At 41.3% G+C, this 15,194-nt stretch carries 15 protein-coding genes; 5 read left to right on the forward strand and 10 right to left on the reverse strand.

Features of this window, described 5'->3' with window-relative positions:
* Positions 1-87 precede the first annotated feature (87 nt).
* Together eno and H8B06_RS00645 are read left to right on the forward strand one after the other, a co-directional pair.
* Entirely contained in the window at positions 88-1,383 is a 1,296-nt protein-coding gene (gene eno / locus H8B06_RS00640) for a phosphopyruvate hydratase (RefSeq protein ID WP_190992351.1), read from the forward strand.
* 230 nt (positions 1,384-1,613) lie between these two features.
* Entirely contained in the window at positions 1,614-1,940 is a 327-nt protein-coding gene (locus H8B06_RS00645; RefSeq protein ID WP_223857395.1) for an FtsB family cell division protein, read from the forward strand.
* An 8-nt stretch (positions 1,941-1,948) separates the two neighbouring features.
* On the opposite strand, the gene H8B06_RS00650 is transcribed toward H8B06_RS00645, so the two are convergent.
* From H8B06_RS00650 to H8B06_RS00665, 4 genes are all read right to left on the reverse strand, one after another.
* Positions 1,949-2,767 (reverse strand): AMP nucleosidase, encoded by an 819-nt coding sequence (locus H8B06_RS00650; protein WP_190992352.1) that lies wholly within the window; start codon positions 2,765-2,767, stop codon positions 1,949-1,951.
* A 111-nt stretch (positions 2,768-2,878) separates the two neighbouring features.
* A complete protein-coding gene (clpX, locus tag H8B06_RS00655) occupies positions 2,879-4,129 on the reverse strand; it encodes an ATP-dependent Clp protease ATP-binding subunit ClpX (RefSeq protein WP_190992353.1) in 1,251 nt (416 codons plus the stop codon).
* 10 nt (positions 4,130-4,139) lie between these two features.
* Positions 4,140-4,838, reverse strand: a complete 699-nt coding sequence (gene clpP / locus H8B06_RS00660; protein ID WP_190992354.1) for an ATP-dependent Clp endopeptidase proteolytic subunit ClpP — start codon at positions 4,836-4,838, stop codon at positions 4,140-4,142.
* 58 nt (positions 4,839-4,896) lie between these two features.
* Complete coding sequence (locus tag H8B06_RS00665) at positions 4,897-5,364, reverse strand: type I restriction enzyme HsdR N-terminal domain-containing protein (RefSeq protein ID WP_130141016.1); 468 nt, start codon at positions 5,362-5,364, stop codon at positions 4,897-4,899.
* A gap of 39 nt (positions 5,365-5,403) precedes the next feature.
* Here H8B06_RS00665 and holA point away from each other — a divergent pair, with 39 nt between their 5' ends.
* Complete coding sequence (gene holA, locus H8B06_RS00670) at positions 5,404-6,414, forward strand: DNA polymerase III subunit delta (RefSeq protein ID WP_190992355.1); 1,011 nt, start codon at positions 5,404-5,406, stop codon at positions 6,412-6,414.
* On the opposite strand, the gene H8B06_RS00675 is transcribed toward holA, so the two are convergent.
* Genes H8B06_RS00675 through H8B06_RS00685 form a run of 3 tightly spaced genes read right to left on the reverse strand, consistent with a single transcriptional unit; the run spans position 6,398 to position 9,624 of the window.
* Positions 6,398-7,660 (reverse strand): AI-2E family transporter, encoded by a 1,263-nt coding sequence (locus H8B06_RS00675; RefSeq protein WP_190992356.1) that lies wholly within the window; start codon positions 7,658-7,660, stop codon positions 6,398-6,400. The genes holA and H8B06_RS00675 overlap by 17 nt on opposite strands.
* Before the next feature lie 31 nt (positions 7,661-7,691).
* Positions 7,692-8,876 carry an MFS transporter gene (locus H8B06_RS00680; protein WP_190992357.1) on the reverse strand — a complete coding sequence of 395 codons (1,185 nt, stop codon included), beginning with the start codon at positions 8,874-8,876 and terminating at the stop codon, positions 7,692-7,694.
* Positions 8,869-9,624 carry a TrmH family RNA methyltransferase gene (locus tag H8B06_RS00685; RefSeq protein ID WP_190992358.1) on the reverse strand — a complete coding sequence of 252 codons (756 nt, stop codon included), beginning with the start codon at positions 9,622-9,624 and terminating at the stop codon, positions 8,869-8,871. The genes H8B06_RS00680 and H8B06_RS00685 overlap by 8 nt, the downstream gene beginning before the upstream one ends.
* 6 nt (positions 9,625-9,630) lie before the next feature.
* On the opposite strand from H8B06_RS00685, the gene tamL reads away from it, so the two are divergent.
* Positions 9,631-11,982, forward strand: coding sequence for a translocation and assembly module lipoprotein TamL (gene tamL, locus H8B06_RS00690; protein ID WP_190992359.1), 2,352 nt, complete (start codon positions 9,631-9,633; stop codon positions 11,980-11,982).
* Here the strand turns inward: tamL and H8B06_RS00695 are convergent.
* A complete protein-coding gene (locus tag H8B06_RS00695) occupies positions 11,979-12,476 on the reverse strand; it encodes a hypothetical protein (protein ID WP_223857396.1) in 498 nt (165 codons plus the stop codon). The genes tamL and H8B06_RS00695 overlap by 4 nt on opposite strands.
* Before the next feature lie 213 nt (positions 12,477-12,689).
* On the opposite strand from H8B06_RS00695, the gene H8B06_RS00700 reads away from it, so the two are divergent.
* Positions 12,690-12,950 (forward strand): hypothetical protein, encoded by a 261-nt coding sequence (locus H8B06_RS00700; RefSeq protein WP_190992361.1) that lies wholly within the window; start codon positions 12,690-12,692, stop codon positions 12,948-12,950.
* 70 nt (positions 12,951-13,020) lie between these two features.
* On the opposite strand, the gene H8B06_RS00705 is transcribed toward H8B06_RS00700, so the two are convergent.
* Entirely contained in the window at positions 13,021-13,437 is a 417-nt protein-coding gene (locus tag H8B06_RS00705) for a hypothetical protein (RefSeq protein WP_190992362.1), read from the reverse strand.
* A gap of 59 nt (positions 13,438-13,496) precedes the next feature.
* Positions 13,497-15,170 (reverse strand): M28 family metallopeptidase, encoded by a 1,674-nt coding sequence (locus H8B06_RS00710; RefSeq protein ID WP_223857397.1) that lies wholly within the window; start codon positions 15,168-15,170, stop codon positions 13,497-13,499.
* Between the last annotated feature and the right edge of the window lie 24 nt (positions 15,171-15,194).

Below are 15,194 nucleotides of genomic sequence, written 5' to 3' on the forward strand. Positions count from 1 at the left end.
AGGTTTGACTATGCTAATTATAAATGCTATCTTAGTGTTTATTATACACTAAGATTGGGAAAGAAACTAATATAAGACAATAAAAAAATGAGTTTAATAATTGATGTTCATGCGCGCCAGATTCTGGATTCGCGCGGAAACCCGACAGTTGAAGTAGATGTAACCACACAAAATGGTTTTGTTGGTCGTGCAGCGGTACCATCTGGTGCTTCTACAGGTGTGCACGAAGCAGTTGAATTACGTGATGGCGATAAAACTAGATATCTGGGTAAAGGTGTCTTAAAGGCAGTAGAAAACGTAAATACAAAAATTGCCGAGGCATTGAAGGGTGTTGATGTGTTCGAACAGAATACAATTGACAAGATCATGATCGACTTAGATGGGTTAGAGAATAAAGGCAATTTGGGTGCTAACGCTATACTCGGTGTGTCGTTGGCGGTTGCTAAAGCAGCTGCACAAGAATCTCACCAACCATTATATCGTTATATTGGAGGTGTAAACGCGAATACATTGCCTATTCCGATGATGAATATCGTTAACGGCGGCTCTCATTCTGATGCACCTATCGCTTTTCAAGAATTTATGGTGATGCCTGTTGGTGCACCTTCCTTCTCCGAAGCGCTACGTTGGGGAACAGAGGTTTTTCATAGCTTAAAGAAAATTTTACATGATCGTAATCTTTCTACAGCGGTGGGAGATGAAGGCGGATTCGCACCGACATTTGATGGTACGGAAGATGCTATTGAAACGATCTTAAAAGCAATCGAAACAGCGGGTTATAAACCAGGTACTGATATTTGCTTAGCGTTAGACTGTGCTTCTTCAGAGTTTTATGTAGATGGAAAATACGACTACACGAAATTTGAAGGTGCAAACGGTGCCGTTCGGACTTCAGAAGAACAAGCCGCTTATTTAGAAGAATTAACACAAAAATACCCAATCATCTCTATCGAAGATGGTATGCAGGAAGACGACTGGGCAGGCTGGAAATTGTTAACCGATAAAATTGGTAGCCGCGTACAACTAGTTGGTGACGATTTATTTGTAACGAATACAAAACGTCTGCAACAAGGTATTGATAACCATACCGCAAACTCCATTTTGGTGAAAGTTAATCAAATTGGTTCGTTAACGGAAACCATCAATGCTGTTTCGTTAGCACAAAACTCTGATTATACTTCGGTAATGTCTCACCGTTCAGGAGAAACAGAAGATTCTACTATTGCCGATCTAGCTGTCGCATTGAATTGTGGACAGATCAAAACGGGTTCAGCATCGCGTTCTGATCGTATGGCGAAATACAATCAGTTGTTGCGCATTGAAGAAGAATTAGGCGATAACGCACGGTTTATCGGTAAAGACTTCAAATTTGCAATTAAGTAACATTTGAAATTTTTTAATAACAATAAAAAGGGAAGCTTAATGCTTTCCTTTTTATTTATAAGGATACGGGTTAAAAACTTGTAGGATCCCTCCTTAACACGAATTGTCGCATCCGTATGTTTGACAATTGTAGAAGTCTATCCTTAGTACTATTCCTTATGTCAAATATCCGCAGCGACGATTTTTTCTGTCCTTTTTTCTAAAAAAAGGATAAAATAAAAGTTATCTTTATGGCAGGATTTTTAAACTTTGCCTTTATGGAACGGTTCCTTGCTTTGATTCAGAATAAATACCTTATCGCAGGTGTAGCGTTTTTTATTTGGATGTGTTTTTTTGATCGATACGATTTCAGCACACAATTTGCCTATCAACAGGAAAAAAATAAATTAGAACGCGAAAGGGAATTCTACGAATCTGAAATTACCCGGATAGAGCAAGCCATAAAAGATGTACAGTACAGTCCTCGTGAAATTCAACGTATCGCCAGAGAACGTTACAAAATGAAAAAGGATAACGAAGATATTTACGTCATCCAGCAAGTTGAACCGAAACAATAAAATTAAACCTAAAACTTCAAATGTTTAACGGTTAACCCATTATTGATAAGTTGCTTTAGGGCGTCTATTCCGATTTTGAGATGGGTTTCCACATATTTCTCCGTTACCGATAGATCACTTTCCGCCGTTTTTACACCATCCGGTACCATAGGCTGATCGGAGACTAGTAGGAGAGCCCCGGTTGGAATTTTATTGGCGAACCCCACACTAAATATGGTCGCTGTTTCCATGTCAACGGCCATTGTCCGTATGCTCTTCAAGTATTTTTTAAACGCTTTATCGTGTTCCCACACGCGCCTATTGGTCGTATAAACCGTACCCGTCCAATAGTCCAATGAATAATCCCGGATTGTTGTAGAGATTGCTTTTTGCAAAGCAAAGGCGGGGAGCGACGGAACTTCAGGTGGAAAGTAGTCATTGGATGTACCTTCACCTCTCACCGCGGCAATAGGTAAAATAAGTTCTCCAACAGGAATTTTCTTTTTTAATCCACCCGTTTTGCCCAAGAACAAAACGGCTTGCGGGGCAATGGCAGATAGAAGATCCATCACGGTCGCTGCCATCGGGCTTCCCATGCCGAAATTGATCATGGTTATGCCACCGGCGGTACAGGCTTGCATGGCTTTATCTTCGCCGTAGATAGGCGCATTGTCATGCATCTCGGAAAACATTTTGACATATTTCGAAAAATTCGTCAACAATACGTACGGCTCAAATTCTTCCAGTGGGCATCCCGTGTAGCGGGGCAACCAGTTCGTAACAATATCCTCTTTCGTACTTAATCCGGGTGTAACCGGCGTCTCTACTGTTTTCTTCTTCTTCGTCATAGCGCTTTTCGATTAATAAAACAATGGTTTCAAAATACAAAAATCCCCCAACATTGTTGAGGGATTTTTCATTAAAATAAATGCTGCACACGCCTGCATGCAGATTGTGTTTTAAGCGACATGCAATTTTTTTATGTCTGATTTTGCAAACTTCTGCTTCGCATAATCGAGCGTTATATGCAGAACTTTTTCATTATCCACCTCTTTACTTGTCGGTAGTTCAAACATGGCATCAAGCATGATGGCCTCACAAATACTACGTAAGCCCCGGGCACCTAGTTTGAATTCCCATGCTTTATCTACAATAAAATCATAAACATCTTTATCAAACACCAATTCAATATCCTCGTACTGGAATAACTTTACATATTGCTTGATTAAGGAGTTTTTGGGCTCTGTTAGGATACTTAATAAGGTCTCTTTATCCAACGGATTCAAATACGTTAATACGGGCAAACGACCAATTAGTTCCGGAATAAGTCCGAAGTTCTTTAAGTCTAGTGGCGTAATATACTTATACAGGTTGTTAAGATCGACATCCTGTTCTTCCTCCTTCATTTTATAGCCGACTGTTTGTGTGCGCAAGCGATTGGCTATCTTCTTTTGAATGCCGTCGAATGCTCCTCCACAAAGGAAGAGAATATTGCTGGTATTCACGGAAATCATTTTCTGGTCGGGGTGTTTACGACCACCTTGTGGAGGTACATTTACGTTTGTACCCTCTAGAATTTTCAATAACGCTTGTTGTACACCCTCGCCTGATACATCTCGTGTAATGGAAGGATTGTCACTCTTCCGGGCGATTTTATCGATCTCATCAATATAGATGATACCTCTTTCTGCCGCTGCAACATCGTAATCCGCTGCTTGCAATAAGCGGGTTAAAATACTTTCCACATCCTCTCCAACGTAGCCCGCTTCGGTTAGTACCGTAGCGTCAACAATGCAGAAAGGAACATTTAATATCTTCGCAACGGTTTTTGCTAACAATGTTTTTCCGGTTCCAGTTTCTCCTACGATAATGAGATTGGACTTTTCGATCTCAATCTCATCTTTATCCACCTTTTGGTTTAGCCGTTTGTAATGGTTATATACCGCTACGGAAATCACTTTTTTGGCGTCGTCCTGACCGATTACATATTGGTCAAGATGTTGCTTTATCTCTGTCGGACGGACTAACTTTAAGGTTGTTTGCAACGATTTGCTTTTTCGTTGTTTCAGCTCTTCGGCCAAAATCTCACCGGCCTGTGTCACGCAGCGATCACAAATATGAGCCCCGTCACCCGCAATAAGCATCTGGGCATCATTTTTACTGATGCCGCAAAAGGAGCAACGGACGTCTCTATTATTAATCTTACTCATTGATTAATTGTTATTTAACTTCTTTTTTGGGTAATAATACCTCATCAATCATACCAAACTCTTTCGCTTCCAATGCTTTCATCCAATAATCACGATCGGATGACTTTTCTACCCATTCGTAGGACTGACCCGAATGTTCGGAAATGATGGTGTACAATTCTTCTTTTAATTTCAACATTTCGCGCAGATTGATCTCCATATCGGACGCCACACCCTGTGCGCCACCAGATGGTTGGTGAATCATTACACGGGCATGTCTTAAGGCAGCGCGTTTACCTTTCGCGCCGGCAACTAGCAATACAGCGCCCATGGAAGCCGCCATGCCGGTACAGATGGTAGCTACATCCGGTGCAATATATTGCATGGTGTCGTAAATACCTAATCCAGCGTATACGCTTCCGCCTGGCGAGTTAATATAGATTTGAATATCGCGCTGAGCATCGGTAGACTGTAAAAATAACAACTGTGCCTGTACGATATTCGCCACTTGGTCATTGATTGCATCCCCTAGAAAAATAATACGGTCCATCATCAAGCGTGAAAATACATCCATCTGTGCAACATTTAACTGGCGCTCCTCAATAATGTAAGGGGTGAGGTTTGTTGGCATGTTTTGTTGTACACGAGAAATAAAACCGTCTACATGTTGACTTCCGATACGATGATGCTTGATAGCATATTTTCTAAATTCGTTTTTATCTATATTCATGCTGTTCTGTTTTTTCTATTTTCCAAAGACTAATATAAAATTATAATTTCAATATGTGTTACAAATTTAGAACCGAATTGTAATTTGGCAGTTCGGATAAAAACTCGAACCGATTTTCTTCGAAATGTATACGGCAATAATAGTGGTTTAAGCCATTGCTAACCACGAGTAACGGTATTTTATGGACGCTGTTGTAGTTAGCAATTTGCTGAAACACTTTTTCGGTAATTTTGACAGTAGGCGATTTAAACTCTGCCAAAAGTATTTTTTTTCCGCTGTTGTTAAAAACCAACAAATCACTTCGTTTTCGCAACGTATTCAATTTCAGTCCTCCTTCGATATGCATCAACGATTTTGGGTAGCCTTTGTGTTTATGGAGATAATGTACCCAATGCTGCCTTACCCATTCCTCCGGTGTGAGTACCAAATCCTTTTTTCGCAGCTCGTCAAAAATAAACAGCTTGTCTAGCTTTTGTGTTATTTTAGAAGAATATGGGGGTAAATTCAACGGAATCGGCTCAAACATACACAAAAGTAAAAATTTAAAACCGTATTTTCGCAAGGTATGAATGCAAATACAATCCTCTCCGATATAAAAAAAAGAAAATTCGGTCCCGTCTACCTCCTTCATGGAGACGAATCTTATTATATTGATTTGGTAAGCGATGCGTTGGAAGAACAGGTACTGAATGATGCCCAAAAAGGGTTCGATCAAACCATCTTGTATGGAAAAGATACCAGCATGGTGAATATCGTCAATGCGGCAAAGCGCTATCCGATGATGAGTGATCATCAGTTGATTATTATCAAAGAGGCGCAGGACCTAAAATGGAAAACAGAAGAAGAATTATTGCTCAAATACCTTGAAAATCTAACACCTACTACCATCTTGGTATTTGCGTACAAGTATAGTAAATTCGATAAACGGAAGAAAATTTACAAGGCTTTTGAAAAAAACGGCATTGTCCTCGAATCCGCTAAGCTTTATGAGAACAAGATAGGGGAGTGGGTTACAGCGCAATTTCACAGCGTTCAACGGCAAATTCATCCGCAAGCAGCTGCTATGATGACCGAATATCTGGGGACAGATCTGTCCAAAATAGTAAATGAAATCAATAAGTTGATTTTAAACGTTCCGCAGGAGCAAGAGATCCAACCCTTACATATCGAACAGAATATAGGCATCAGTAAAGATTTTAATGTCTTCGAACTGCAATCCGCTCTAGCTAAGCGAAATGTGGTGAAAGCGATGCAAATTGTCGACTATTTCGCGGCAAATCCGAAATCGAATCCATTACCGGTCGTTATCGGTAATTTGGGTAATTATTTTATGAAGATTCTAAAATATCACTATCTACCCGACAAATCTCCGCAGGTTGCTGCAAAACAACTCGGTGTGCATACCTTCTTTTTAAAGGAATATGAAATGGCTGCACGAAACTTCAATCGGAAAAAGACGTTCGAAGTCATCCACTATTTAAGTGTATATGACTTAAAAACAAAAGGTCTCGATGTAGGGCCTTTTACCGAAAATGGAGAAATTATTCGCGAGTTGGTATTTAAGATTTTGCATTAGCGTCAATATCGTCGTCGTCTTTCGGTCGTTCTTCCGATTCATGGATTTCCTTGTATTTCATCGTAATCGTCTCCGGGACGGCCTCGGTGTCAACTTCCATTTCGACCGCTACCTTTTTCGAACTCTTAGGTTTTCTGACAACCCCCCATTTCATGAGTAAAATCTGTGTCGAGTTTCTTTTGAGGTGTTCTTTTTCGGGTTCACCAATGAGGAAGCCAAAGGCTTCCATAGACGGAATAGCGTCGAAAAGGACTTTAATGGTAGCCGTTAACGGCAGCGCGAGTATTAAACCGGAGAGTCCGAATAACATACCGCCTAAAAGGATAGCGATAATCGCCATGAGCGGATTGATACTAACTTTACTACCTACAATATTAGGTGTGATAATGTTTCCCTCCAAAAACTGTACAACTTGAAACCAGGCGACAACCCCGATAGCATACCAAGCACTGTCTTTTACAGCTAAAGCAAATAAGGCTGGTAAAATAGAGCCAATGGCAATTCCAATATAGGGAAGAAGCATCAACAACGAGGCTAGCGTGCCAAAAAACCAAGCGTACTCGATCCCCATAACCATCAACCCAACGGTATTCAGCACAGCCACAATACCCATCACCGTTATCAACCCTAACAGGTAACTTTGTACGACATCATATATCTTATTCAATGTGGTGTCCACCTTGGTGTGCGGAACACTTTTGAATGCCCTAAAAAAGAATTCTCGAAAAAAAACGCGATAGTACAATAGAAAAAAACTAAATAACGGTACCAAAACAACACCCGCAACCATGTTACCAATTGACCCAAAGGTAGCCGTAACTACGCTGCCCGCGTTGGACGCCATCTTATTCCCTTGGTCCCGCAGTTGATTCATAATCTCGCTACGCTCAATGCCGAAACTTTGTTCAACCCAAGCTTGTGCACGTTCTAGTACTGAGACGACCTTTGCGGTTATAGCCGAGGCATCTTTACCGATAATAATACTTTGATGGACGATAAACCAACCAATTGCCCAAATGATCGCGATAGCGATAAGTACAGAAAGTATAGCGGCAAACGCTTTGCCCAAGCGAAGACGTTCAAAGAAACGGGCTAGTGGAAACAAGGAAATCGATATCAGAATAGAAAACAGCAAAGGCACGAGGACACTTTGCGTCACGTACATGAAAGCCAGCAAAAGTGCCATAGCGATCAGGCTCGATGCCAAGTCGAGCGAATAGGGGTATTTTTTAGAATTATTTTCCATGTTACGGCTTCTTAATTGTAAGTGAAAACGATTAAGGTCTTCTTTTGTTTTTTATATCCCAATGCAGCACATAAAAAAATGCTAAAAATATAATAACACTATTGAGTATAAATATAATAGGAATTTTGCTAATCTCATCATGATAAATATATCCGGCTAGCAGTGCGCCTCCACCGATACCTATTTCTAAAGCAATGTACATCGTAGCCATCGCTTTTCCCCGGTGTTGCGGCAAGCTGAGGTCTATGGTCCACGCATTGACAGCTGGCGAGAGAATACCGCCCCCTATGCCATACACAATAGCACCTAGAATTAAACCATTTACAGAGCTACCTAAGCCGAGGAGCAACAATGAAATAGAAATAATGACAATCCCCACATACATCACACGTATTCGGCCATAACGATCCGACACTTTGCCCGAGATAAAACGAATACCAATCGAGGCTAAGGTATAAGCCGTAAAAAATAATCCTTTGTTGCTGATACCTAAATGGTCGCTCCAATCGGGTATCAATGTGAGAATAACACCGTATCCGGAATAAGAGAGCAGTGTCACGACACCTGCGGGAATCGCACGCCATTCAATGATTTCCCCTCGATTGATCCGAAGCATGCTCCAAGAGAATTTTCGCTTGCCAGGCAATGTTTCTCCCATGCGTATGACAATGAGAATGGACAACAGTGCAAAAGCGGATGAGCAATAAAACATTGCATCGATACCCTGATCTTTAGCGATGTAGCTGCCGATAGCAGGACCAATGGCACTGCCAATTGCGAACGCAAGCCCATGCATACCCAAGGCTTCGCCCCATCGGTTTTGTGGAATGATGTCCGCAATGTAGGCCGCAGTTGCAGTAGGCTTAAAGCCTGTCGAAAAACCGTGGATAAGCCGGAGAAAGAAAAAACCGGCTACCGAACTGAGAATAGGATAGAGGAAGCCGCAGACAAAACACACCATAGAACCGATGGCCATTACCGGAACGCGTCCCCAACGGTCTGTCAGTTTACCACTGAAAGGACGGGATATGCCCGCTGTCAATGTAAAAAGCGCAATAATCAATCCCTTATGTTCCGCTCCGCCCATCTGGCTAAGATAGTTCGGCAATTCGGGGATAATCATGTTGAAGCTTGCACAAAACAGAAGCGAGCTCAGACACAATAAAATAAAAGGTAACGTATATATCGACTTGGAGTCGTCCGACTGCTTAACCATTCTCCAATTTTTGTCTTGCGATTTCAGAACAGAAAATCGTAGTGGCAACGGCTACATTTAGTGATTCTGCCTGTCCAATACGTGGAATGGTAATCGGATGATCTACCTTCTCTACAATTTCATCGCTGATGCCATTTCCTTCGTTTCCCATGATGATAAGTGCCGCATCTCCAAAGTCGGTTTTATAGATGGATTTTCCATCAAGCAATGCGCCAAAAGTGGGCATTTCGGATTGATCGATGAAATCTGCTAAAGGTGTATAATAAATTTTAACACGAGCCAACGAACCCATTGTTGCTTGTACAACTTTAGGGTTGAAAGCATCAACAGTACCCATAGAGCAAATAATATTATTTATGCCGAACCATTCTGCTGTTCGGATGATGGTTCCCAAATTTCCCGGATCCTGTATATCATCCAAAAGTAAGGTGTGCTGTTGCCTTAAAATCGTCCAATTAAAACCTTCCGACGGTGGTAAATGAACAAGTGCCAGTACCCCCTGCGGATTGGTCAGACCGGAAATTTTTTGAAATTCAGCCGTACTAACCGCTATACATTTTAATTTTTGCGGTAAATTACCCATTTTTGTTCGAGCTTCCGCCGTGGTGTATAAGCTGTGAACTTGGTAATCGGAAGATAGAAATTCGAGTACTGACTTCACGCCCTCGACAATAAAAAGTCCATGCTGTTTGCGAAACTTTTTATGTTGCAATGACGTAATTAAACTAATTTGCGCTTTTGATAACATTGCTTAATGATTAAGAAGTACAGTTTTTTTGTTTGTGCAAGTATAATGCTTTTGTTGCTATTTTTTGCATCCTGTCGTTCGGCAAGATACTTAGAAGAGGGACAAGCATTGGTGACGGATGTGGATATCACGGGCGTTCCCCCAAATATAAAGGAAAATGCAACAGCGTATATATCGAATGAAATTAAACCGAATTCGAGACTGAATCTCACCATATATAATTTGTTCAACACCCGGCGAGGACGATATAAATTGGAAAATAGACGGAATGTGGGCGAACCGCCTCATGTGCTTGATTCGTCCTTGGTGGAGCTTTCTGCACAACAGATTAATCGCTATCTCCAAACGAAAGGATATTTTAATGCATTCGTAATACCGCAAGTGCATGTGAAAAAAAAGAAAGCCCGTATTGATTTTAACGTTGCGTTAGGACAGGCATTTCGGTTTGGTGATATCCACTATCGTGCTGACGACCCCACGATTGAGGAGATATATGCACAGGAGGTCAGATCGGAGTCACTGGCTAAAACAGGAAAGCAGTTTGATAGTGCGGATTTGCTTCAGGAGCGGGAACAACTTTATGAAAAGCTGAAAGAACGTGGATACTACGATTATCTTCGACAATATATGCGTGTAGGTATTGATACGAATGTGATTGCGAAGCAGGCTGATCTCCACGTGGAAATCCAAGACCCAACGGATAGCACGCGGCATACCGTTTATCACATTGATAGTGTGTTTGTACGAATTATATTGCCATACGGGCAGGTCGGGACACGAATGCCGCATTCGGCAGTAGATACCAGTTTACATATCGTCTATAATGACGAAACCGGGCGCTTTCGGCTAAAGCCTTTGTCCCGATATATGTATTTAAGACCGGGCATGCGTTACAATCTCAAAAAAGAGAATCAGTCTTATGATCGTCTTTATGAAATGAATGGTTTTAGAAATGTGAAGATCAACCATCAAAAAACGGGGAACGACCGTTTGAATACGTTTTATGAACTGACGCCTCGTCCGGTTATGGCTAACCAAGTGGAAGGAGAGTTTACGTTTAGTTCGGGGATGAGTGGTTTTAATGTGGGAAATACATTTTCGCATCGCAATGTATTTGGCGGCGCGGAGCAACTGGAAGTAAAGATGCGATACGGGGTGTTATTTGATCCTCGTTTGGAAGGGAACTTAGCGAATAAGATTTTTAATAACGATTTTCAGGTAGGTGTCAACCTTATTATTCCACGTTTGATGACGCCTTTTGAAAATTCCAGCACGGGAACCTACGGGCTGCCACGAACTACCTTTTCCAGTACATTGCAATTTTTTCAACAGGATCAAACGTATTCCAATAGATATTTTACCAACTCGTTAAATTATATATGGTATACGAGCCCCCGTTCGCAACATAGTTTAACCCCCGTGTCTGTGGAGTATCGGGTGGGAAGATTAGACGATGCCTTTCAACGGCAATTGGAAGATGAAGGGTATTTATTATACGTTAGAAGTAATAATCGGGAGTATTTTGGTTTAAGTGCGCAATATAACTATACCTACAATGCTGCGAAACTGTTGACTAGAGAAAATTTCAACTATTTCCGTATCGGATTGGAAAGCAGCGGAAACGTATTAGACTTGTTAAGTGATGTATTGAAGTTGGAAAGGTCACCGGAAGGGGAGCGCTTGTTGTTTGGGGTACCTTATCTGCAGTTTGCGAAAACAGAAGTTGACTACCGATGGTATCGTCATTTGGGGGGAAACAAACAATTTGTACTACGATTTAATGGCGGAGTTGCTGTTCCTTATGGCAACAATTCTCGTTTATTGATCTTTGAAAAAAGTTTCTTTGGAGGAGGGATGAACGGAATCCGGGCTTGGCAAGCGCGTACATTAGGACCGGGTAACTATAATCGGGCAGGCTTACCAGAAGCGTTAAGGCTAAATTTGCGAAACTTGGATCAACTGGGTGAACTTAAACTAGAAGCGAATGCCGAGTATAGATTTCGGATATTGAATAATTTTATGGGGGCGAAGTTGAATGGTGCTACGTTCCTTGATGCCGGAAATATCTGGTTGCTGAGAGATAACGAGATCACCACTAACGGTACCTTCAAGGCTAATGAATTTCTTTCGCAGATAGCACTCGGTACAGGATTTGGGCTACGGTTGGATATGGATTATTTTATTATCCGCTTGGATGCCGGATTGAAATTAAAGGATCCACAATTTGCCAAAGGCGAACAGTGGGTAATTAAGGAATTCTTTAATAGCCGAGAGTTCAAACAGCATTTTTATGAAACCCATCGCCCGGACAGGTATAATTTTATCCAATACAATTTTAGTGTGGGATTGCCATTTTAGATCAAATTCTTCAGCGCATCCAGTATACTTTCCATGATCGTGGAAAAATCCAATCCTTTAGCAAAGTGGAAATAGGCGTATACGATGGCTATGATGACGAAGGTCACGAGAAACCGTCTAAATAAGTAAGCTATCAGTAGGATGGCCAGTGGAATAAGTAATAGTAGCAAACCGTTAATTTTAAATGGCTTCAGCTCCTTGTCTTTCTTATGGATGTAGTATAGCTTGCTTACTGTATTTTCCTGATTTTTGTGTTTGAAGAAAACAAATGTAGAGGATTCTACCGGCTGTTGTACAACTGCAACTCCATCGTGAAATTGGAGGTTTTGTTGAAAACCATTTAGATTAAAAACAAACGTCCCGTTGATTCTTTCTAAAGGCTGCTCGGTACTATCCAATGCGATGATGGCAAGCTTGCTATTTTGCGTAAGATTTTCCTTAACGATAAAATTATCGATGCGTTGCGGTTGCGCCTGGGCTGATGCAACGGACAAAAAAACGAAAACCAGTATATGAATGATTTGCCTCACGTTAGATTAAAATCTCCGCTGCAATAATAAGAAAAAAGTGATATATTTCCTCTATAATATAGCCCCTGATGGCTGAGGAGAGCGAAATAATTTAATTTTATATGCAGGTGCGATTATATTGCATATAAAATTAAATTTATTTAGGTTTGTAGTCAATAAAAAAAGATATAGACTGATATGGAAAATACAGTGTCTCCAAGACCCGCAAAAAAGACAGACAACAACGCAAATCGCACGGAATATTACGTGCAGCTAACAGTTGCTATTGTTATTGGCCTGGTAGGTGTATTCATCCGGTTTGTTCCCGATGTTTTACCTTCCTTGGATCAGATGACCTTTCTGTTTTCTTTGATAGCAAATATATTAATGATTGTGGCGTCAATTATCGCCTTTAAAGTGGTATTCGATATTTTAGGATTTGGTAAAAACAAAAACTAAGTTTTTGTTTTTAGAGCATATTAAAAAAATAAGAGCCTGAATTTTTTCAGGCTCTTATTTTTTTAATATGTTACGCTAGAAGCGACCATGTACTCCAAGGGATACGTGACAGGATAAAAACCAAGCCAATGATATAAAAGATCAGGACGGTTTTATTGGCTTTTTGACTATCGATTTGTCTTTTCGCTTTGGAATAACCTACCGTGATCAAAATAATCGCCAAAAGCATCATGAGTGGGTGCTCCAAAAAGTAAAGGCGCGACAAACTGTTTTTCATATTTTCACCGGAAAACGATTGTATACCCAAAGGAGATACGAAGTATATCACCAAACCCACGATGAATTGCAAATGGGCGGAAACAAGACCAAGCAAAGCAATTTTTCGGTTATACGATTTTTTTCCCAGATAGTTTGCCAATGTAATCACAATGGCAATGACCAATGCCAGCAATAGTACAATAGCCAGCGTCGAATGTAGATGTTTCATTCCTGTTAACATGTTTGTTTGTATTTAATTGTTCTCTCTCTTAATATTATAACTCCTCATCAACCTTCACTCTTCAGACGTTTATCGCCCAATTCCTTAAATTCCGACTTTGCTTTAAAATTAGGGAACGTACTTTCCATGCTCATCGTATAGCCAATGTCGAAGAATAAACGTATATCTGCTATGATACCGCCAAAATCCCAGTTTTCATCTACCTCGTCTGTTACCGTATGGTATCTTCCGGCTAGTGCTTCTCTCCGGCGTTCAATATCCACCGTGTCGGTAGATAGAAGTTCGCTTCCCGCGCCCATAAAAAGCCCCGGGACACCGGCTTTTACAAAGTTGAAATGGTCGGATCGATAAAAGCCGCCTGACGTCGGATCACTTTCTCCTTTCATCACACGGCCAAATTTGGCGGCTGATTTTTCGACATAATCCTCAATTTCTGTTTGCCCGATGCCTACCACGGAAACATCTTTGGTCGCGCCTAATGCGCTGAAAGCATCCATATTCAGATTAGCGACAGTTTTAGCCAACGGATAGATCGGGTGTTGGGCATAATAAGCTGATCCAAGTAGACCCTCTTCTTCCGATGTTACGGCCAAGAAGATAATCGAACGTTCTGGTTGTACTTTTGCCGCTTGGAAAGCCTTTGCGATTTCAAACAAGGCGGCTACACCGGCGGCGTTATCAATTGCACCATTATAAATAGCGTCTCCATCAACAGGCTCACCTACACCCAAGTGATCCCAATGTGCCGTATAAATAATAACTTCATCTGGCCTCTTTGCGCCTTCCAACTTCGCAATAACATTATTAGAGGTTGATTTTCGGAACGTATTGTGAATACCTACCGACGTGCTGACATTTAACGGTATAGCCTTAAATCCCGGTTTCTTAGCTTCTTCCATTACATTCGGCGATATATCCGATAGTTGGAAGAGCTTCTTCGCGGTTTCATTGGAAATCCAACCTTCAAATTCGGAAAATGAAGCGCCATTATCTTCCGATATTAAATCTAGTTGTGGTCCCGACCATCCCGACCGTACCACGTTCCAGCCGTAACTCGCGGCCTCCGTTTCATGTATCAACAGAATACCGGTTGCACCTTGTCGGGCAGCTTCCTCATATTTGTATTTCCAACGGCCATAATAGGTCATGGTATCCGCTTTAAATAAACTTTTATCATATCGACCCGGGTCGCTCACCATGGCTACGACTGTTTTGCCTTTTACATCCAGCCCTTCGTAATCGTTCCAGTCAAACTCCGGAGCAACGATACCAAACCCGACAAAGACCAATTCTGATTCGGCGACGTCGATATCGTCTTGTAGACGTCGGCTTCCAATAACATAATCATCAAGATGATTTGCCGACAGCGTACCTGTTTCACTTTTGAATGTCAATACTTTATTCTTAGGCTCGGAGGAAATTTCTACCAACGGCACCTCCTGAAAGTAAGAAGCGCCGTTGCCCGGTTGTAAACCTAAATCTTTGAATTGCTGTTCAATATATTGTACAGTCAGTGTATCGCCTTTTGTGAAGGGCTTCCGACCGAGAAACTCATCCGAGGAAAGTTTCGTCACATGTGCTTTATAGGTGTCTTCTGTGATTGCCGCGATAGCTGCAGAATCCAGCCCATCCGTATGATGATTATCTGTTCCGTCCTGTTGGCAAGATAAAAAAAGCGTTGCCGTAGCCGAAATCAATAGTAGGTTTTTCGTCATGATCATATATGAAACGTTTTGCGCACTAAA

Source organism: Sphingobacterium micropteri (assembly GCF_014692515.1).
GTDB classification, from domain to species: domain Bacteria; phylum Bacteroidota; class Bacteroidia; order Sphingobacteriales; family Sphingobacteriaceae; genus Sphingobacterium; species Sphingobacterium micropteri.